The 19800-nt window shown below is 71.1% G+C and carries 17 protein-coding genes; 8 read left to right on the top strand and 9 right to left on the bottom strand.

The window, feature by feature from the left end; genetic code table 11:
* Positions 1 to 22: 22 nt before the first annotated feature.
* A complete protein-coding gene (locus OG811_RS11535) occupies positions 23 to 658 on the bottom strand; it encodes a TetR/AcrR family transcriptional regulator (protein ID WP_406074051.1) in 636 nt (211 codons plus the stop codon).
* A 67-nt stretch (positions 659 to 725) separates the two neighbouring features.
* Between OG811_RS11535 and OG811_RS11530 the strand changes: the two genes are divergently transcribed.
* The 3 genes from OG811_RS11530 to OG811_RS11520 all read left to right on the top strand — a co-directional run bounded on the left by OG811_RS11530 (position 726) and on the right by OG811_RS11520 (position 4173).
* Complete coding sequence (locus tag OG811_RS11530) at positions 726 to 1178, top strand: SCP2 sterol-binding domain-containing protein (protein WP_406074049.1); 453 nt, start codon at positions 726 to 728, stop codon at positions 1176 to 1178.
* 1 nt (position 1179) lies between these two features.
* Positions 1180 to 2394, top strand: coding sequence for an acyl-CoA dehydrogenase family protein (locus OG811_RS11525; protein ID WP_406074047.1), 1215 nt, complete (start codon positions 1180 to 1182; stop codon positions 2392 to 2394).
* Positions 2395 to 2610: 216 nt separating this feature from the next.
* A complete protein-coding gene (locus tag OG811_RS11520) occupies positions 2611 to 4173 on the top strand; it encodes an AMP-binding protein (protein ID WP_406074045.1) in 1563 nt (520 codons plus the stop codon).
* Positions 4174 to 4228: 55 nt separating this feature from the next.
* On the opposite strand, the gene OG811_RS11515 is transcribed toward OG811_RS11520, so the two are convergent.
* From OG811_RS11515 to OG811_RS11495, 5 genes are all read right to left on the bottom strand, one after another.
* Positions 4229 to 5434, bottom strand: coding sequence for a hypothetical protein (locus OG811_RS11515; protein ID WP_406074043.1), 1206 nt, complete (start codon positions 5432 to 5434; stop codon positions 4229 to 4231).
* 2 nt (positions 5435 to 5436) lie between these two features.
* The gene (locus OG811_RS11510; RefSeq protein WP_406074042.1) at positions 5437 to 6021 is read right to left on the bottom strand and encodes a SigE family RNA polymerase sigma factor; all 585 of its coding nucleotides are present in this window, start codon (positions 6019 to 6021) and stop codon (positions 5437 to 5439) included.
* A gap of 492 nt (positions 6022 to 6513) precedes the next feature.
* Entirely contained in the window at positions 6514 to 7764 is a 1251-nt protein-coding gene (gene purD, locus OG811_RS11505; RefSeq protein WP_406074041.1) for a phosphoribosylamine--glycine ligase, read from the bottom strand.
* Between the two features lie 85 nt (positions 7765 to 7849).
* The gene (locus tag OG811_RS11500) at positions 7850 to 8527 is read right to left on the bottom strand and encodes an endonuclease domain-containing protein (RefSeq protein WP_406074039.1); all 678 of its coding nucleotides are present in this window, start codon (positions 8525 to 8527) and stop codon (positions 7850 to 7852) included.
* Positions 8528 to 8985: 458 nt separating this feature from the next.
* On the bottom strand, positions 8986 to 10275 hold the full coding sequence (locus OG811_RS11495) for an adenylosuccinate synthase (protein WP_406074037.1): 1290 nt from the start codon (positions 10273 to 10275) through the stop codon (positions 8986 to 8988).
* A gap of 124 nt (positions 10276 to 10399) precedes the next feature.
* Between OG811_RS11495 and OG811_RS11490 the strand changes: the two genes are divergently transcribed.
* A complete protein-coding gene (locus OG811_RS11490) occupies positions 10400 to 11503 on the top strand; it encodes a diacylglycerol kinase family protein (protein WP_406074035.1) in 1104 nt (367 codons plus the stop codon).
* 805 nt (positions 11504 to 12308) lie between these two features.
* Positions 12309 to 14180, top strand: coding sequence for a chromosome partitioning protein (locus OG811_RS11485; protein WP_406075662.1), 1872 nt, complete (start codon positions 12309 to 12311; stop codon positions 14178 to 14180).
* Between the two features lie 44 nt (positions 14181 to 14224).
* Here the strand turns inward: OG811_RS11485 and OG811_RS11480 are convergent, their stop codons facing one another.
* Positions 14225 to 14653 (bottom strand): DUF3151 domain-containing protein, encoded by a 429-nt coding sequence (locus OG811_RS11480; protein ID WP_406074034.1) that lies wholly within the window; start codon positions 14651 to 14653, stop codon positions 14225 to 14227.
* A 250-nt stretch (positions 14654 to 14903) separates the two neighbouring features.
* Between OG811_RS11480 and OG811_RS11475 the strand changes: the two genes are divergently transcribed.
* Positions 14904 to 16103: an LOG family protein gene (locus OG811_RS11475; RefSeq protein ID WP_406074032.1), complete on the top strand. Its 1200-nt coding sequence runs from the start codon at positions 14904 to 14906 to the stop codon at positions 16101 to 16103.
* A gap of 52 nt (positions 16104 to 16155) precedes the next feature.
* On the opposite strand, the gene fbaA is transcribed toward OG811_RS11475, so the two are convergent.
* Together fbaA and OG811_RS11465 are read right to left on the bottom strand one after the other, a co-directional pair.
* Entirely contained in the window at positions 16156 to 17181 is a 1026-nt protein-coding gene (gene fbaA, locus OG811_RS11470) for a class II fructose-bisphosphate aldolase (protein WP_357484195.1), read from the bottom strand.
* 144 nt (positions 17182 to 17325) lie between these two features.
* Positions 17326 to 17700, bottom strand: coding sequence for a phage holin family protein (locus OG811_RS11465; protein WP_406074030.1), 375 nt, complete (start codon positions 17698 to 17700; stop codon positions 17326 to 17328).
* Between the two features lie 124 nt (positions 17701 to 17824).
* On the opposite strand from OG811_RS11465, the gene OG811_RS11460 reads away from it, so the two are divergent.
* Together OG811_RS11460 and OG811_RS11455 are read left to right on the top strand one after the other, a co-directional pair.
* The gene (locus OG811_RS11460; RefSeq protein WP_406074029.1) at positions 17825 to 18037 is read left to right on the top strand and encodes a hypothetical protein; all 213 of its coding nucleotides are present in this window, start codon (positions 17825 to 17827) and stop codon (positions 18035 to 18037) included.
* 148 nt (positions 18038 to 18185) lie between these two features.
* Positions 18186 to 19745: an LPXTG cell wall anchor domain-containing protein gene (locus OG811_RS11455; RefSeq protein WP_406074027.1), complete on the top strand. Its 1560-nt coding sequence runs from the start codon at positions 18186 to 18188 to the stop codon at positions 19743 to 19745.
* Positions 19746 to 19800: the final 55 nt, after the last annotated feature.

Raw genomic sequence — 19800 nt, 5'->3', positions numbered from 1 at the left:
CGCCGCCACTGACCGGCAGCCCTTACCGCTGTGGGCACCAGGTGACGCCGTGCAGGAGTTGGCCGGCACCGAGCCAGGCCACGTTCATCATCCGGGTGGCCGTCTTCTCCGGGTCGGCCTCCGGGTGGTCCGCGAGCCAGTCGGCCAGCGACTCGGTCGCGCCGACCAGGGCGTACGCGACGACCTCCAGGTCGATGGCGGTGATCTCGCGGCCCTCGGCGCGCAGCGCGTGGTCGAGCATCCCGGCGACCACCTCGACCAGCCGGGCCCGCATGGTGGCCAATTCCCCGGCGAACGGCTGCTCGCCCCGGGCCTGCCGGTAGAGCACCGCCCAGCCGTCACGGTAGGCGCCCACGAATCCGAAGAACGCCCTCAGCCCTCGCCACAGCCGCTCGTCGGCCGGCAGGTCGGGGGCTGCGGCACCGGCGATGGCCTCCATCATCCGGGTGCCCTCCCGGTGCAGGCAGGCGACGAAGAGTTCCTCCTTGCTGCCGAGGTACGCGTACACCATGGGCTTGGAGATGCCGGCGTCCTCGGCGATCTCGTCCATGCTGGCGGCGTGGAAGCCGCGCCGGGAGAAGACCTTGACGGCCGCGTCGAGCATCTGCTGCTCACGAACGGCGCGTGGCAGGCGCTTGAAGGCGGGGCCGGTGGACACCTTGCGAGCATACCTACTCGTGCGTAAGGTTACGCGCGAGTAGCCAATCTTCCGGAAGGCGCACCTGATGACTGACTTCGACCCGGCCACCTTCGCCAACGTCGGCCCCAAGGAGTTCGCCCAGCTGGTCAAGTCCACCCCGGACGACAAGATCGCCCAGGTGATGTCCGGTGACCTGCGCGGCAAGGTCCTGGGCGAGGTGTTCGGCCGGATGCCGTCGCTGTTCCGCGCGGACCGGGCCGGCACCACCAACGCGGTCATCCACTGGGTCATCACCGGTCGCCCCGACGGCGGCAGCGACACCTACGAGGTGGTCATCGCCGACGGCACGTGCGCCGTGAACGAGACCCCGGAGCACGACCCGAAGCTGAGCCTGACCATGGGCCCGGTCGAGTTCCTGAAGATCGTCTCCGGTGGCGCCAACCCGGTGATGATGTTCATGACCGGCAAGCTGAAGGCGAAGGGCGACCTCGGCCTCGCCGCCAACATCGCCAACCTGTTCGACATCCCCAAGGCCTGACATGGCTGAATTCTCGCTCGACCTGAACGAGGAGCAGCGGGATCTGCGCGACTGGGTGCACGGCTTCGCCGCCGACGTCGTGCGCCCGGCCGCCGCCGAGTGGGACGAACGCGAGGACACCCCGTGGCCGGTGATCCAGGAAGCCGCCAAGGTCGGCCTCTACGGCTTCGAGTTCCTCGCCACCTGCTGGGCCGATCCGACCGGGCTCTCCCTGCCAATCGCCAGCGAGGAACTCTTCTGGGGTGACGCCGGCATCGGGCTGAGCATCTTCGGCACCTCCCTCGCCGTCGCCGCCATCTACGGCGCCGGCACCCCCGACCAACTGGTCGAGTGGGTGCCGCAGTGCTTCGGCGACGTCGACTCGCCGGCCGTCGCCGCGTTCTGCACCAGCGAGCCGGAAGCCGGCTCGGACGTCAGCGCCATGCGCACCCGGGCCGTCTACGACGAGGCCACCGACGAGTGGGTGCTCACCGGGCAGAAGGCGTACGCCACCAACGGCGGAATCGCCGGCGTGCACGTGGTCACCGCCTCGGTCGAACCCACGCTCGGCTCCCGGGGCCAGGCGGCGTTCGTCGTACCGCCGGGCACCCCCGGCCTGGCCGCCACCCGCAAGCTGCGCAAACTCGGCCTCCGCGCGTCACACACCGCCGACGTCTTCCTCGACGGAGTACGCGTGCCCGGCCGCTGCCTGCTCGGCGGGCGGGACGCCCTGCTGGAACGCCTCGACCGGGCCCGCTCCGGTCAGCGGGCCACCGGGCAGGCCGCGATGCGCACCTTCGAGCTGTCCCGACCCACGGTCGGTGCGCAGGCGCTCGGCGTGGCTCGGGCCGCCTACGAGTACGCCCTGGACTACGCCAAGGACCGAGTCCAGTTCGGGCGGCCGATCATCGAGAACCAGGCGGTCGCGTTCGCGCTGGCCGACATGCGGATGGAGATCGACGCGGCGCGGCTGCTGGTCTGGCGTGCCTCCTGGATGGGCCGCAACAACCGCCCGTTCACCGCCGGCGAGGGGTCGATGTCCAAGCTCAAGGCCGGCGAGGTGGCGGTGTCGGTCACCGAGAAGGCGGTGCAACTGCTCGGCGGGGCCGGGTTCCTGCGCGACCATCCGGTCGAACGCTGGTACCGGGACGCCAAGATCTACACCATCTTCGAAGGCACCTCCGAGATCCAGCGCCTGGTCATCTCCCGCGCCATCTCCGGAATGCAGATCCGCTGACTCTTCGGCCCGACCCCGTCGCGACCGGGGTCGGGCCGACGGGCCGGCGGCGTCCTCCTACCGCGCGCTGCGGAATCCACGATCCGTGCCGTCTTCGTCACCCCACGCCGACGCCAACTGGGCCTCCCGCCGCGTCCAGTGCATGATCAAGGAAAGACGCCCTGATGGACGGCAGCCCGGTTGCCCGTCCGCGCACCACCCCGAGGAGGTCTGGGCATGGACCTGCCGTTCATCGTTGCCACGCTGACCCGTCGAGGGCTGCTCACCCCCGGCCGCCCGGTCCGGGTCGCCTCGCAGCTCAACGCGTTGCGTACGTGGGGGTGGAGTCTGGCCGGCGAACTACGCCAGGCAGCCGCCCGGGACCCCGGCCGGCCGGCGGTCATCGACGAGGGTGGCGTCGAGCTGACGTACCACGACCTGCTCGACCGGGCCGAACGGATGGCCCGGTCGATGCGGGCAGGGCTCGGCGTACAGGCCGGCGACCGGATCGGCGTGCTCTGCCGCAACCACCACGGGCTGATCGAGACGATCGTCGCGGCCACCCTGCTCGGCGTCGACGCGGTGCTGGTCAACACCGGGCTCTCCGCGGCCCAGCTGGGCACTGTCGCCGACGAGCAGCGACTGCGGCTACTGGTGCACGACGACGAGTTCGCCGAGCGGGTCCTCGGCCTCGCCGCCGAACTGCCCCGCCTCGACGAACGCGCCCGCGAGGAGCTGGTGGCCGGGGCACTGCCGGGTGACCTGCACCCGCCGGAGCGCGACGGTCGGATCATCGTGCTCACCTCCGGCACCACCGGGGCGCCCAAGGGTGCCCGACGACCCACGCCCAGCGGTTTCGGCCCGCTGGTGTCCATCATCGATCGCATCCCGCTGCACACCCGCGACCGGGTAATGATCACGGCGCCGATCTTCCACACCTGGGGATTCGCCGCCCTTCAGGTCTGTTTCGCGCTACGGGCCACCATCGTGTTGCAGCGCCGCTTCGACCCGGCCGCCACGCTCGCCGCGCTGGTCGACCACCGGTGCGACGCGCTGTTCGCCGTGCCGGTGATGGTGCAGCGGCTGCTGGAGGTGCCCGCGCCGGACCCGCGCCCCCCGCTCAAGGTCGTCGCGGTCAGCGGTTCGGCGCTGCCCGGTGGGCTTGCCCCGAAGTTCATGGACGTCTACGGAGACGTCCTCTACAACCTCTACGGCTCCACTGAGGTCTCCTGGGCCTCCATCGCGGGTCCCCAGGAGCTGCGCGAGGCACCCACGACGGCTGGCCGACCACCCCACGGGACCCGACTCGAGCTGCTCGACGACAACGGACAGCCGGTCGCGAACGGACAGGTCGGGCGGATCTTCGTCGGCAACGAGATGCTCTTCGAGGGATACACCTCCGGTGCCAGCCGGGAAATTCACGACGGCCTGCTCGACACCGGTGACCTCGGCCGACTCAACCCCGACGGGCTGCTCTTCGTCGACGGCCGGGCCGACGACATGATCGTCTCCGGTGGTGAGAACGTCTTCCCGTCCGAGGTGGAGGATCTGCTCGCCCGGCTGCCACAGGTCCGCGAGGCGTCCGTGATCGGCGTACCCGACGCCGAGTACGGCCAGCGGCTGTCCGCGTTCCTCGCCCTGCACCCGGGCGAGACGCTCGACCCCGAGGCGGTACGCGAGTACGTCCGGCACTATTTGGCCCGATTCTCCGTCCCCCGGGACGTGATCTTCGTGAAGTACCTGCCCCGTAACGCCACCGGCAAGGTGCTCACCCGCGAGCTGCGCCGCTACTACGGCTGACCGCCCCGGAACCGTCGGCGAAAACCGGCGGGTTCCGGGGCGATTACCGCGCCCGTCAGTCGACAATCAGCGAAGGCCGCCAGTCCGGCTTGGCCTCGGCGAGGTCGAGCTGCCGGAACAGGCCCTTCGTGCCCTGCTCATCGAGCGTTCCGCGGTGTGCGTCGATCCGGACCACCATCCCCCGTACGTCGAGCACCTCCAGCCTCTCCAACCAGGTCGGATCAGGGGGATCGTTGAAATACGCCTGATGACCGTCGATGGTGGTGTTCGGCGGCTCGTATAACACCTTCCCATTCAACTCGGCCCGGATCTTGTCGGTCATCACGACGTACGGGGAGAAGCTGACGTCCACCGTCTTCGCCCGCTGCCTACCGGGATCCGCCGTGGAGGGTTCGGCGCTGTACGTGACGCCGGCGTACCACCGCCAGCCGTCCGGGGTCAGCGGCCCGGAGACGTTGGTCCAGATCGGCCGCACCTTCTGCGGCACCCCCTTCACCTGGGCCGGCATCCGCACCAGCTCGGTCGTACTGAACCTGAGCTTCTGGGCCACGTGCAGGGCGATCTCGCGGGCATCCTGCCCCACCGCCCAGGGTGAGACATCGACCGCGGCCCAGCCGTCCGGGGCGTACTGCCAGCGGAGGGAGAGCCGGTCAGTGCCGTCGACGTCGTACTGGGTAAAGGTCGCCGTTGCGCCCCGCACATTGGGCGCGGGTGCCGTACTCAGGGTGGGTGCCCGTTGATCGATGCCCATGACCTGCGGCACGGGCGGCGTCACCCCTTGCGGGTAGAGACTGACCGAAACCCCTGCCCAGTTACGGTTCGGCGAGTCGGCGGCATGCCCGATCAGGATGACACCCGGCCCACTCAGCAGCAGACCCGACTGGTACTGCAAGCTGTCCAAACCCGACGGCAACCAACCGAACCGAACGTACTGAACGGTCGGGTCGACCGTCTCCAACGCGGCCGGGATCCGGGACGCGTCGGGCGACGGCACCTCCCCGGTGTACGGCTCCAGCGGAGCCAGGGCGCCGACCATCTCCAGCGCCGGCGCCAACGACCGGTCCGGCGCAACCAGACCCGGCACCGTGACCGCGCCGACGGCCACCGCGACCACCGTCAGCGCGGCACCCGCACCCCGTGCGTACCAGCGCTGCCGCCGCCCGGCGATCATCGCCCGTTCGATGTTCACAACGGCCGACGGCGTCTCGGCCGACTCGACCTCGGCGCGCATCAACCGCGCCACATCCATGTCATCCATCATCGTCAACTCCCGTGGGCCAACACGTTGGTCGGCGTACCACTCGCCATGCCGGTCTGCATGGTGGTCGGCACGTCATTTCGGGCGGGGGCGAGCAGGCCTCGCAGCGTCGCCAGCCCTTTGGCGGTCTGGCTCTTGACGGTGCCCGGCGCACAGCTGAGCGCCTGCGCCGTCTCCTCCACCGTCAGGTCCTGAAAGAAGCGCAGCACCAGGACGGCGCGCTGCCGTGGCGCGACCTGGCACAGAGCTGCCACCAGATCGAGCCGTTCGGCGGCGTCCGGGGCGGTCGGTGCGGGCCGCTCCGGTAGCAGGTCGGTGAGCCGCACCCGAGCCCAGCCGCGTCGCCGCTCGTCGATCAACCGTCGCATCAGCATCGTCCGGACCAGTGCATTCAGGTTGCCGGCCCGCCGTGCCCGGGACCAGTTGCGGTACAGCTCGGTGAGCACCCGCTGCACGATGTCGTCGCCCTGATGCCAGTCACCGCACATCAGGTACGCCGTCCGCCGCCACTGCGGCAGACCAACCCGAACGCACTCGGTGTACTCGGCATCGGCCGCAGCCCGCTCGACCGATCTCCGGCTCAGCGGCATCCTCGGACCTGTCCTCCCACCGGCCGCCAACAGCACGGTGATCGTCCGCAAACCCGCATCTCCACTCCTCCCGTCGTTGTGCCTCCGACACCGCTAAGTCGTGGCCGGAGCAACGCCGGGTTGCCCTCGGGGGGCGACAACCTCACCAGACTGGCGCATCTCCTGCCCGCACCGGTCCGCCACCCGTTCGACCCCGCCGCTCGGCCAGGCGACGGATCGGCGCGCCGGGTGGATTGTCGGCGGGCCGTCCGGCCGTGGTGGTGACAGAACGTGCCCGGGTGCGGCTCTTCAGAATGTCGTTCGGCGGCACCGAAGCGTGGCGAACCCGCTGACCGCGCCCAAGCCGATCCGCTCCGCCCGCTCGGACCGGGGCATCGAGCTACGTGATCGTGGACGACCTACAAGGGTGGCCCGACACCGGGTCGGGCTCCATCAGCCCGACCCACACCGCGGACGTTCGCGGTCGAGACCCCAGCCCGCTGATGCGGGGACTCAGCTGGGGATCGTGATCCGGTTCTCGATCGCGGCGGCGGCGATGTCGGTGCGGTGCTGCGAGCCAGCCAGCTCCACCCCATCCACCAACGCGTACGCGGCGTCCCGAGCGGAGGCCAGGTCGGGGCCGGTGGCCGTGGCGCAGAGAACCCGGCCGCCGGCGGAGAGCAACGCGCCGTCGCTGGCCCGGCGGGCGGTGCCGGCGTGGATGATGCCCGGGCGGTCCGCGCCGGTGATGACGTCGCCGGTGTGCGGCGCGGCCGGGTAGCCCGGCGAGGCGAGCACCACGGTGACCGCGCTGCCGTCGCGCCACCGCAGCGGCGGATGCTCGGCCAGCGTGCCGGTGGCCGCCGCGTGCAGCAGCCCGCCCAGCGGGGTCTCCAACAGCGCGAGCACCACCTGCGTCTCCGGGTCACCGAAGCGCGCGTTGAACTCGATGACCCGGGGGCCGGCGGCGGTGATCGCGAGCCCGACATAGAGCAGGCCAGCGAACGGGGTGCCCCGGCGGCGCATCTCAGCCAACGTGGGGTGCACGACGTCGCGCAGGACCTCGTCGACCAGGCCGGACGGAGCCCAGGGCAGCGGTGCGTACGCTCCCATGCCGCCAGTGTTCGGCCCGGTGTCGCCGTCGCCGAGCCGCTTGAAGTCCTGTGCGGGCAGCAGCGGCAGCGCCGCCTCCCCATCGGTGACCACGAAGAGGCTGACCTCCGGACCGTCGAGGAACTCCTCGACCACGACCCGGCCGCACTCTCGGGAGTGCGCCAACGCGGCGGACCGGTCGTCGGTCACCACCACACCCTTGCCGGCGGCGAGCCCGTCGTCCTTGACCACGTACGGCGCGCCGAAATCGTCCAACGCCCGGGCGGTGCTCTCGTCGTCCGTGCAGACGTACGCCCGGGCGGTCGGCACGCCGGCGGCGGTCATCACGTCCTTGGCGAACGCCTTGGAACCCTCCAGCCGAGCGGCCTCACCGGAGGGACCGAACACGGCGATGCCCTTGGCGCGGACGGCGTCGGCAACCCCGGCGACCAGCGGCGCCTCCGGCCCGATCACCACCAGGTCAGCGGCGGTCTCCACGGCCAACGCCGCGACCGCGGCCGGATCGGAAGCGTTGACGGCCCGCAACTCAGCCAGCGAGGCGATCCCCGGATTACCAGGCGCAGCAACCACCGCGACAACGGCCGGATCGCCAGCCAATCCAAGCGCGAGCGCATGCTCCCGCCCCCCACCACCCACCAAAAGAACCCGCACGACCCCAGATCCTACTGTCCCCCACACCAGCCCCCGTTGATCATGAAGTTGGCGGGACTTCTAGAGGCTCACTGACCCGTCAAACTCATGATCGACGGAAATAGGCGGCTGCGATTGCTTGCCGGACGGTTTGGGGGATGTAGTCGGGGTTAAGGGTGTCCTGCCAGGTGAAGCGGACAATGGTCCAGCCGGCGTTGACCAGGCGGTTCTGCCGGCGGCGGTCAGCGAAAGCGGCCTCCGGCGTGCCGTGCGCGTCTCGGCCGTCTGCTTCGGCGATCAACCTGGGGCCTCGCCAGCCCAGGTCGCCGATGCCGAGCAGATGCCCGTCGTCGTCGCACACCTGCAGTTGGAGAGCGTCTGGCGGAACCCGCCCGTCAACGCATCGCAGCCGACAGCGGGTCTCCAGTGGCGACTGTGCCCGGCCATCCGCCTCAGCGAGGTAGCCGCGTGCCGCGACCGCGCCGCGCCGACCTCGGATCAGACCTGGGATGGTTGCCAGGCAATCGGTCGTCAGGAGCCCCCGGTTGAGCGCGGAGTCGAGCACCGAGACCGCCGTGTACCGGCGTTCCCGCAAGATGATCTCGGAAACAGTCAGCCGTGGCTCCGTAGCCGCGATCCCGTTCACCTGCATCACCGTGCCTGGAGGGTGTTCGAGCTGGTGCAGCAGGATCGCGGGATCCGATGCCCGCGCCAGCTTTGCCGCCCTGCCCGGCAGCGCTACATGGATTTCGTCCCGACGCGGCAGTCCGGCGATGCCGTACACCTCAGCCGCAGTGCCGAACACCACATGAGCGTCCGGGCCCAACGAGAGCAGGGCGGCACGAATACGACACCGACGAGTAGGTGGCGCACCGTACCTGCTGTGCGTTAGATAGACGGCTCGAGCAAGAGCCTGCCAACGGCCTACGGCCACCAGATGATCGATGTCGTGCCGACTGAATCCAGCTCTCAGCGCCTGCGCTCGAGTGATCAAGCCATCCTGAGCGGCGGCAATCGAACGAACGAGGTCGGCGCGATCCACGAGCCCCACGTTGACCGCTCAGCCGGCCAACCACCACCCCTGTGGACAACCCTGTGGACAACAGCGCCTACCACCTGCGCGATCATGGGGTTGACGGGACCTTGGTAGATCGAATACCCCGTCAACCCCATGATCAGCGGCGGAGGCCGGAGGCCTGGAGGCCGGAGGCCCGGAGGCCGGAGGCCCGGACGGGGGCACTGTTAGGGGAGGAGGGGGTGGAGGTGGACGTTTTCGTCTCGGCCTGGGCCTACGCCTACGACGCTGACCCTGGTTTTGCAGAGTTCCTCTACCCGGGCGATGTAGCGGCGGGCGTTCTCCGGCAGGTCGTCGGCAGTGCGGGCCTTGGTGATGTCCTCCCACCAGCCGTCGAGTTCCTCGTAGACGGGCTTGGCGTGGTGGAAGTCCGTCTGGCTCATCGGCATGTCGTCGACCCGCACGCCGTTGATCTCATAGCCGACGCAGATCGGCACCTTCGGCATCCCGGTGAGCACGTCCAACTTGGTGATGACCAGGTCGGTGACGCCGTTGAGGCGGCAGGCGTACCGGGCGACGACCGCGTCGAACCACCCGCACCGGCGCTCCCGGCCGGTGGTGGTGCCGTACTCCGCGCCGATCTTGCGCAGGTGGTCACCGTTGGCGTCGAACAGCTCGGTCGGGAACGGCCCGGAGCCGACCCGGGTGGTGTACGCCTTGCTCACCGCGATCACCTGCTTGATCGAAGTGGGCGGGATGCCGGCGCCCACGCAGGCACCACCGGCGGTCGGGTTGGACGACGTCACGAAGGGGTACGTGCCGTGGTCCATGTCGAGCATGGTGGCCTGGGCACCCTCCAGCAGCACCGTCTCGCCCCGGTCCAGGGCGTCCCAGAGCATGGCCCGGGTCTCCGCGATGTACGGCTTGAGCCGTTCCGCGTACTCCAGGTACTCCTCGACGGTCGCCTCAAGATCGATCGCCTTGCGGTTGTAGACCTTGAACAGGATCTGGTTCTTCTCGCGCAGTGCGAGTTCCAGCTTCTTGCGCAGGATGCCCGGGTCGAGCAGGTCCTGGAGGCGGATGCCGATCCGAGCGACCTTGTCGCCGTACGCCGGGCCGATGCCCCGGCCGGTGGTGCCGATCCGGGACGAGCCGAGGTACCGCTCGATGACCCGGTCCAGCGCCCGGTGGTGCGGCATGATCAGGTGCGCGTCACCGGAGATCCGCAGCCGGGACACGTCGACGCCGCGCTCGGCCAGGCCGTCGATCTCGGCGAGCAGCACCTTCGGGTCGACCACCACACCGTTGCCGATGATGATCATCGCACTGGGCGAGAGCGCACCGGACGGCATCAGGTGCAGCGCGTACTTCTGGCCGTCCGGGGTGATCACCGTGTGGCCGGCGTTGTTGCCGCCGGAGTAGCGCACGACGTAGTCGACCCGCTCACCAAGCAGGTCGGTAACCTTGCCCTTGCCCTCGTCGCCCCACTGAGCGCCGAGGAGCACGATCGCTGGCATCTTTTCCGCCTCCAGAAGGCTCGGGTGCCAGGTGGCGACCGCTTGGCGAGCCCGGGGTGTCAGATTAACAAGTAGTAACGGCGTGGCCGGCAGGGGTCGCGTCGAGAGGCAGGAGGCTCCTTCCGTGTACGACGTGCTGCTGCTCACCCTCGGTTCGGAGCGGGACGCTGCCGGGGGCTGTGGCAGCGCAGGGGCCTGCTGCGGCGGTGCGACCGAGGCCGACACCGACCCGGCCAGCCAGGCCGACACCGGCCCGACCGACGCTGGCCCGACCGACGCTGGCCACGCTCATACCGACCAGGTCGACACCGGCTCGGCGACGCAGGCCAGCGGTGACACCGAGCGGTGCGCAACCGAGCGGCCGCGGGTGCCGGTGCTGGCCTGCGCCGATGCGCTGAACGCCCGGGGCGCCCGGGTGGAGACGGTCACCGCCCGGTCCGACGCGGAGATCGACGCGGTCTTGGCCCGGCTCGACGGCCCGGCCCGCCCGGACGGCCTCCCCTGGCCTGATTCGGACGGCAAGACCCGGCTGGTCATCGCCACAGCCAGCGACGGGCAGTTGCGCGCCGTGCTGCGCCGACTGGTTCGGCGGTACGCGCCACCGCCGAGCCGCCGCCCGGCGGATCTGCCCGGTAACCGGACGCTGCCCGATCTGCCGCCGGTGGCCGTACTCCCGCTCGATCCTGCCCATGCCGGCACCCACCGGGACCTGGCGGCGCAGCTCGGGCTGCCCCGTGACCCGGCGGCGGTGGCCGCCGCGGTGCTGGACGGCACGCCGCGCCGGCTGGACCTGCTCCGCAACGACGGCGGCTCGGTGACCCTGGACGGCGCGCTGCTCGGTGCCGCCGACGACGCCGGCCGGCCGCTGCACTGGCGGGCCCGGGTGGAGGTGGACGACACCATCCTCAGCAATGGTGACGAACCGCTGCTGGCCTGCGCGGTCGGCAACGCCGGCGGGTACGCGACGCTCAACGACGTGACGCTGCTGACCGCGCCGGACCCGGCCGACGGCCAGGTCGAGGTCGCGGTGGCCGTGCCGGTGGTCGTCCGCTCGGCGTTGGGTCGCAAGCGGGTACGCCTCGAAGTTCGGCGAGCCCGCGGGCGGGCGGTGTCGGTGCTGCCCAGAGAGGGAAAGGTTCCGTACCTCGACGATGGTGTCGAGGGCGAGCTGACGCGGAAGCGGTCCTGGTGGATCGAGCCGGGCGCCTGGGCGGTCTGGTCGATCTGACCTCGGCTGCGCCCACTGACCTCGGCTGCGCCAACCGACCGACCTGAGTTGCGCCGACCGGCCCTCGTGGGCGGATGGGCCTATCCTCGCAGGAGGACTGGGGAGGGCCGTAATGGACAAGAACGCCGACCGGGCGCAGGTGCCCGGCCAGCAGCCGGTGCCGGAGCGGGACATCGAACCACTCTGGCCACCGGATCCAGCCGACCGGGGCGCGGGTGGCGCGGTACCGCCCTGGGCGTCGGTCGCCGAGCAGCGGGACGCGCCGCCGTCGATCGCGCAGCCGCCGGTGACGCCGCCGGTGGCCGCGCCGCCGATCGGCCGACCGCCGGTTCCGGGACAGCCCGGCGCTGCGGCCCTGTCGCCGCCCTCTCCGTCTGACTACCCGTCGCTGACCGGCGCTGTCCCGGCGACCGGGGGCTGGGGGGTCAGCGGCCCGTCCGGCGCGGTGTCGGGCTGGGCGCCGCCGCAGCCGAGTTGGCCGCCAGCCGCGCCAGCCGCTGGGTCGCCACCGCCCGCCCCGCCAGCGCAGGGCGCCCCGCCAGCACCGCCAGTGCAAGGCACCACGCCAGCACCGCCAGCACAGGGCACCGTGTCGGTAACCGGCGCTCCCGCGAGCAGCGGCGTGCCAGGCGGCACCGAAAACCCCGCAACACCGGCGAGCGCTGCAACACCGAACGCCGCCTCCGCGTCGACGGACAGCCGACCCGACGTGGCGCGCACCGCAGGCGGAGTGGCGAGCACCGCAGGCGGAGCGGCGCAGGCTCAGGCCGGTGACCGGGGTCCGAACGCCGTCCCCGCCTCGCCGATCACCCCGGGCGGCGTCGACCTGGACCTGCCGTTCACCCTGGACCGCCCGTCCGCGGCTGCCGCGCCCACCGACCGCCCCACCGCAGGCACCGCGCCCACCGACCACCCGACCGCCGCAGGCACCGCGCCCACCGACCACCCGACCGCCGCAGGCACCGCGCCCACCGACCACCCGACCGCCGCAGGCACCGCGCCCACCGACCACCCGACCGCCGCAGGCACCGCGCCCACCGACCACCCGACCGCCGCAGGCACCGCGCCCACCGACCACCCGACCGCCGCAGGCACCGCGCCCACCGACCACCCGACCGCCGCAGGCCCCGCGTCGGCAGGCCCCGCGACGACCAGCCCCGCGACGACCAGCCCCGCAGCGGCCGGGTCGGCATCTCAGGTCGGCGAGACCGGGGAGGACGGATCCACCGGCGGTCCGGCGCGGCCGCCCACCGAGTCGCCGTGGGCCTACCCGCCGCAACGCCCAGCGGGGTCGTCGGCACCCGCCCAGGACGAGGCCGCCATCGCAACACCCCCGATCCCCGCCCCACCCGTGCCGCAGCCGCCGCACACCGGCCCCGGCCAGGCGCAAGCCGGCCCCGGGCAGGCGCACTCCGGGCAGGCGTACTCCGGTCAGTCGTTCACCCCGGCGATCCCTGGCCAGGCCGGCCCGGCGCAGATCCCGCCCCCGCCCGACCTGACGCAGTTCAACAAGCAGCCGCACGGCCGTCCCGCGCCGCAGCAAGCTCCCCAACAGGCCGGGCCGGCGACCCCACCGCCCGGGCCGTTCCCGCCCTCGCCGGGTTGGTACCCACCGCCATGGCAGCAGGGCACGCCCGGTGTCCCGCCCGGGCAGCCGTACCCGGAGGCCGAAGGGGTGACCCGGGTGCCCACCGCCGGATACCCGGACGCGACCGGATACCCCGACGCGAGCTGGACGCCGGAGGACACCGCGGCGCCGACCGCCGAGGACTTCGCCCGGCGCCGGCAGGTTCGGCCCGCCGACCCGGTCGCGACAATGGGTGTACGCGCGGTGGTCAACAAGATGGGGCTGCTCCGGCTCTCGCCGGGGCGGCATGAGCAGGAGCTCAAGCGGGACATCGAAATGGTGCGCCGCAACTTCGGCGGTCTGCGGCAGGTGACCGTGGTCAACCCGAAGGGCGGCGCCGGTAAAACGGTGGCCATCCTGCTGCTCGCGATGACGTTCGGCCAGAAGCGCGGCGGCTACGTGCTGGCCTGGGACAACAACGAGACCCAGGGCACCCTCGGGATGCGCGCCCAGCAGGATTTCCACTCCCGCACGGTGCGGGACATGCTGCGCGACCTCGGGCAGTTCCAGGGTGCGCACGGGCGGGTCGGCGACCTGTCGCAGTACGTCCGCTCGCAGGGCGAGGGGATGTTCGACGTCCTGGCCTCGGACGAGTCGGCGACCGGGGGCGAGATGCTGACCGCGGCCGCGTTCGCCGAGATCCGCGAGGTGGTCAGCCGGTTCTACAAGCTGATCTTCGTGGACACCGGGAACAACGTCCGGGCGCAGAACTGGCAGGCCTCGATGGATGCCACCGACCAACTGGTGGTCACCATGTCGGCCCGTAACGACTCAGCGGAGACCGCCGCCCGGATGCTCGACCACCTGGAGCAGAGCGGTCGGCAACGGCTGGTCCGGCAGGCCGTGACGGTGGTGTCGATGCCGCCGTCCCGCAAGGAGATCGACCTGCCAGCCATCCAGGAGCACTTCGCGGCCCGCACCCGGGCGGTGCTGCTGGCCCCGTACGAGCGGCTCATCGACAGTGGCGAGCCGATCCGGTATGGAGGGCTCTCCTCGGCCACCCGGGACGCCTGGCTGAAGATCGCCGCTGCGGTCGCCGAGGGCCTGTGACCCGCCGACGGCCGGCCTCGTGTCGGGCCGGCCACCGAACGGGGTCAGTTGCTCGCCAGCGCGTCCGCCGCTTCCGGGTCGCAGTCACGCAGGAACTGGGCGCAGCGGGCCGCCTCGTCGGCCTCGCCGATCTCGTCGGCGGCGCGGGTCAGCACGTACAGGCAGCGGAGGAAGCCCCGGTTGGGCTCGTGTGACCACGGCACCGGGCCGTGCCCCTTCCAACCACTGCGGCGCAGCTGGTCGAGGCCCCGGTGGTAGCCGGTGCGTGCGTAGGCGTACGCCGTGACGACCTGATCCTGCGCGAACGCCCGGGCCGCGAGCTCCGCCCAGGCCGCACTGTAGGTCGGGAAGCCGGCCGCCACGTTGGCGAACGCCTCATCGGTGCCGGCCTGCTCGGCGGCAGCCAGGGCGGCGTCGGCCTCGTCGTTCGCGGGCAGGCGGGTGGCCGGTGGCTCTGGCAAAAGGTTCTGCATCGCCCCATTCAACCCGCTGGACAGGGCAACACGCGAGCGGGTCGGCCGACGCGTTCCGCTGAACGGCTGAGGAATTGGTCACGCCTGCGGCCTATGCCGCTGCCAGGTGTTTTCCACTACAACTAATGGTCCGGAGCCTCCCCAGGAACCGGTAATGCAGGAGCCCGGTGGCCACGACCACCGGGCTCCTGTCGTTCCACCCCCCGGGCCCGAGGTTTGGCCAGCCCCGGCGGACGGGCAGGATGGCCGGGTGCCGACCCCACCTCCCGCGGACGTCATCGAGCCGCACCTGCACGCCAGCGAAATCCAGACCCGGGACGAGCTGGACCGACAGCTGGCCAACGGCCGACTGACCGGGCTGACCGTTCAGGGCCTGCGCCTCGACCTTGCGCCGGTGCCCGACCTGACCGGCGTCGAGGTCGCCGGCACCCTCTTCGTGGGCTGCCGGTTCGCCTCCCGCGACGTGGGCGCCGACCTGGTCCGGCGCGGAGCGAACGTGGTGCCGCCGTTCTCGGGGCTGCCGTACCCGACCCAGCCGACGCACCTCTACACCCCGGAGGACCTGGCCGCCGGGTTCGCCGAGGGCGGGTTCACCGGGATGTACGACACCCGGGTGTACGACCACTATCGGGCGCACGGCGGCGCGCTGCCGGACGTCAAGGAGGCGCTCGGTCAGCGCCTGCACGACCATGGCGTGGACAACGCGTTGGCCGACGCCACCCGGGTCTGGCTGGCCGGGTACGGGCCGCAGTCGGTGGTGGGCATCATGGGCGGGCACGCGGTGCGGCGCGGCAGTCCCGCGTACCGGATGGCTGCCGTGCTGGGTTGGGAGCTGGCGCGGGCCGACCGCCTGGTGGTGACCGGCGGCGGTCCCGGGGTGATGGAGGCGGCGAACCTCGGCGCCTATCTGGCGGACCAGCCGGCGACGGAGGTGACCGCGGCGATCGACCTGCTGGCCACCGCCCCGGACTTCACCGACCACCACCGGTACACGGAGACGGCGTTGACGGTCCGGCAGCGGTATGCGGGCGTGCCCCGGCAGCGTGGCGACGACCCGGGCTGGGCGCGTGCCGGTGGCCTGGCCATCCCGACCTGGCTGTACGGGCACGAGCCGGCGAACCTGTTCGCCGGGCGGATCGCCAAGTACTTCTCGAACGCGATCCGGGAGGACACCATCCTGCGGCTCGCCCGGGGCGGCATCGTCTTCGCCCCGGGGCGGGCGGGCACGGTGCAGGAGGTGTTCCAGGCGGCCACCAAGACCTACTACGGCACCGACGGCGCCAGCGGCGCGTACATCTTCCTGGACCGCGACTACTGGACCCGGGAGCTGCCGGTGGAGGCGTTGTTGCGTCCGCTGTTGTCCGCGTCCCCGTTCGGTGACCTGTCGTCGACGATCCACCTCACCGACGACGTCCGCGAGGCCGTGCGCCTGCTCACCGCGCCGGCCTGACCACGACGACGGCCGGCTTCCCGAGGGAGAGCCGACCGTCGGTGGGACGTCGTTACTTGGACATCGTGGTTCCGGTCGAGCGCAGGTGCTCGCACGCCTCGACGACCCGGGCGGCCAGGCCAGCCTCGGCGGCCTTGCCCCAGGCACGCGGGTCGTACTGCTTCTTGTTGCCGACCTCGCCGTCGATCTTCAGCACGCCGTCGTAGTTGCGGAGCATGTGGTCCGCGACGGGCCGGGTGAAGGCGTACTGGGTGTCGGTGTCGATGTTCATCTTCACCACGCCGTAGTCCAGAGCCTCGCGGATCTCGCTCAGCAGGGAGCCAGAGCCGCCGTGGAAGACCAGGCTGAGCGGCTTGTCCTTGCCGTACTTGGCGCCGACCGCCTCCTGGATCTGGTTGAGGATCTCCGGGCGCAGCTTGACGTTGCCCGGCTTGTAGACGCCGTGCACGTTGCCGAAGGTCAGCGCCGCCATGTAGCGGCCCTTCTCGCCGAGGCCGAGCGCCTCGACCATGGCCAGGCCGTCCTCGGTGGTGGTGTAGAGCTTGTCGTTGATGGCGTTCTCGACGCCGTCCTCCTCGCCACCGACGACGCCGACCTCGATCTCAAGGACGATCTTGCCCTTGGCGGCCTCGTCGAGGAGCTGGGAGGCGATCTGCAGATTCTCCGCGACCGGCACGGCCGAGCCGTCCCACATGTGCGACTGGAACAGCGGCTCCTCGCCGCGCTTCACCCGCTCCTGCGAGATGGCCATCAGCGGACGGACGAACCCGTCCAGCTTGTCCTTCGGGCAGTGGTCGGTGTGCAGCGCGATGTTGACCGAGTACTTCTTGGCCACCTCGTGCGCGTACGCGGCGAACGCCACCGCGCCGGTGACCATGTCCTTGATCGAGGGGCCGGAAAGGTACTCGGCGCCACCGGTGGAGACCTGGATGATGCCGTCGCTCTCCGCGTCGGCGAAGCCCTTCAGCGCCGCGTTCAGCGTCTGGGAGGAGGTCACGTTGATCGCGGGATACGCGTACCGGCCAGCCTTGGCGCGGTCCAGCATCTCCGCGTAGGCCTCGGGGGAAGCGATGGGCATGTGATGCGCTCCTTACTTACCACTCTCGGCCGTGCTGGCCGCGGTTCTTCATGTGTGCGCCGGACCGCGCTGTCCTCCAACCGGAAGTATCCCGTAGGTGAGGTGCGCCGGAACAACCGACCCAGGTGGCTGGCCGGAATCCGGTCACCGGTCGTCCGGCACGATGACGCTGATCAGCCAGGTGACCACGGTCATCACGATGGCTCCCCAGAACGCCGGCCAGAAACCGTCGACCCGGAACGGCAGGTCGAGCCCGCGGGCGATCCGGTCGGTGAGCAGGAACAGCAGCGCGTTGACCACCAGCGCGAACAGACCCAGGGTCAGTAGGTAGAACACGCAGCCGACGACCTTGATCACCGGCTTGAGCACCGCGTTGATCACGCCGAAGATCAGCGCCACCACGATCAGGGTGAGGACGGTCGTGCCCGCCGAGCGGCCGTGCACGTCGACCCCGGGCACGATCAACGTGGTTATCCACAACGCGACCGCGGTGATCGCCAGTCGAATGAGGAAGCCCACGGCACCATCCTGGCACCGGGTCGCGTTGCCGAGGGCTGATTCCGTCTACTCCGCTTCCGGGCGGTGCGCCGGCACAGCCCGTACGGTGGGTGCGAACCGTGCTTCGAGACCCCCGGGAGGGACGATGGGTCAGCCCGATGAGGACTTCACCCCCGGCGACCACCTCGCTCCGGACGAACGCGACCCCGAGGCCGATCCGGCCGACGCGGTCGAGCAGGCCGCCGTGGTCGGCCCCGCCGACGTCGACAGTGAGCCGCACCGCGGCCTGGAGGTCGACGACTGGGACGCGATAGAGCAGGCCCGGGTGGTCACCGGGGACGAGGACGACTACCGCTGACCCCGTCGCAGGGTCGGCTGCCCGTTGCGACAGAGGTGCTCAGCCGTTCGGGTCATTGGACAGATATCGATCCGTAGGGGTTACCGGAGGAGCCGGCGTCTCCCTAGGTTGGACGAGCGCCACCTGTACCCCCCACGGGAGGACTCACATGCTCAAGCAATCGATCCGCTGGCTGACAGGGCTCGGCGCCGCAGGCGCGTTGGTCGCCGCCTCCGCCACCCCCGCCGTCGCCGCGGCCGCCATCGAGCCCTACTTCCAGGACGCCACCCTGGCCGTCGGTTCGGCGGCAACCACCCGCACCCTGTTCCTGTACGCCGACGAGCCGACGGTCCTCACCGACGTCTCCGTGCGGTACGACTACCGCTCCCTGGCCAACAAGATCACCATTACTCCCGGGGAGAACCAGGAGTGCGCCGCCCCGGAGTCGGGCGTTCTCGTCTGCAAGGAACCCGGCGAGGTCGTCCTCCACGAGGTGCCGCCCGGCAGCGGGATCTACCGCAACGCAACCAAGCAGGTGCGCATCGCGCTCACCGAAGATGCGCAGCTCAGCGACTCCGGCGACGTCGCTGTCAGCTTCCAGGCGGCCGGCGGGCGGCGGGGCAGCTACACCTCGCATGTACGTGTCGGCGAGGGGGTCGATCTTGCCGGCGGGCCGTACACCACCGTCTCCTCCAAGCCGGGCGGGAAGTTCACAGTGCCGCTGGCCGTGGCCAACGTCGGCGACAAGACCGTCCGGGGATTTGTCGCGGTCTTCGACCTCGCCTACTCGATCCGGACCAAGGACCGGTTCAGCAACTGCCTCTATTCCGACGATCACCTGGTCTCCTGCCAGTTCGACGAGGAGATCCAGGTGGGCACGGGGCTCGCCACCACGCTGAACCTCGAACTCGCCAAGGACACGTACGCGCCGACCAACCAGTCCGGCTACGCCCAGTTCATGACCAGGGCCGACTTCGAGGACCTGACCCGGGTACGGGCAGCCGTCGGCGCCCGGGCGGCCACCCCGGGCAGCGGTCCGAAGCTGACTCTGGCCGAGGCACCCGGCAGGATGCGCAAGGCCGACCAGACCGACGTCGCCCCGGGCAACGACTACACCGGGTGGACCATCAAGGCCACCGGCACGAACGGCACCGACCTCGCGGCGATCGGCGCCACGCTCAAGGGCACTGCCGGCGCCGTCGTCACGGCGACCGTCGGCTTCCGCAACAGCGGCCCCGCGACGCTCGACAAGACGAACGGAGACTTCGAGGCCGCCACCCACACCGCCGTCGAGCTGCCGCCGGGCACCACCGCCGTCGAGGTCCCCGACAGCTGCCAGTTGCGGCAGGGCACCCGCACGTACCAGTGCGCCTCGGAGATGCTGCTGGTGGCCGGGCAGAGCTACACGATGAAGTTCCGGCTACGCGTCGACAAGGTCATCCCCAACGCGCGTGGTGCGGTGCGGGTCAACGCGCCGTGCGAGTGCCCTGCCGGCGGCAGCTTCCAGGACGACATCAAGCCGGCCAACGACAAGGCCACCATCGTGGTCAACGCGGCCCAGAGCGGCGGTGGCCACGGTGACGGCGACGGTGGCGGTGGTGGCGGTGGTTCGCTGCCCATCACCGGCGCCCCCACCATCCTGATCGCTTGCATCGGGGCCCTGCTGCTCGTCACCGGTGCGGGCTGCTACCTGCTCGCCCGACGCCAAGGCAGCCGCTTCGCCGCCTGACCCACCCCGACCCGACCGACGCCCCGCCGACCCGTACCGGGCCTGCGGGGCGTCG

This window comes from Micromonospora sp. NBC_01638 (genome assembly GCF_045209745.1).
GTDB lineage: Bacteria > Actinomycetota > Actinomycetes > Mycobacteriales > Micromonosporaceae > Micromonospora.
This window is presented reverse-complemented; position numbering and strand designations above follow the sequence as displayed.

Bases quoted from the DNA above. Each gene is read 5' to 3' on its own strand.
- OG811_RS11510 (WP_406074042.1), bottom strand. From the start codon at position 6,021: ATGCCGCTGAGCCGGAGATCGGTCGAGCGGGCTGCGGCCGATGCCGAG.
- OG811_RS11495 (WP_406074037.1), bottom strand. From the start codon at position 10,275: ATGCCAGCGATCGTGCTCCTCGGCGCTCAGTGGGGCGACGAGGGCAAG.
- OG811_RS11455 (WP_406074027.1), top strand. From the start codon at position 18,186: ATGCTCAAGCAATCGATCCGCTGGCTGACAGGGCTCGGCGCCGCAGGC.
- OG811_RS11525 (WP_406074047.1), top strand. From the start codon at position 1,180: ATGGCTGAATTCTCGCTCGACCTGAACGAGGAGCAGCGGGATCTGCGC.
- OG811_RS11480 (WP_406074034.1), bottom strand. From the start codon at position 14,653: ATGCAGAACCTTTTGCCAGAGCCACCGGCCACCCGCCTGCCCGCGAAC.
- OG811_RS11460 (WP_406074029.1), top strand. From the start codon at position 17,825: ATGGGTCAGCCCGATGAGGACTTCACCCCCGGCGACCACCTCGCTCCG.
- OG811_RS11520 (WP_406074045.1), top strand. From the start codon at position 2,611: ATGGACCTGCCGTTCATCGTTGCCACGCTGACCCGTCGAGGGCTGCTC.
- fbaA (WP_357484195.1), bottom strand. From the start codon at position 17,181: ATGCCCATCGCTTCCCCCGAGGCCTACGCGGAGATGCTGGACCGCGCC.
- OG811_RS11515 (WP_406074043.1), bottom strand. From the start codon at position 5,434: ATGATGGATGACATGGATGTGGCGCGGTTGATGCGCGCCGAGGTCGAG.
- OG811_RS11530 (WP_406074049.1), top strand. From the start codon at position 726: ATGACTGACTTCGACCCGGCCACCTTCGCCAACGTCGGCCCCAAGGAG.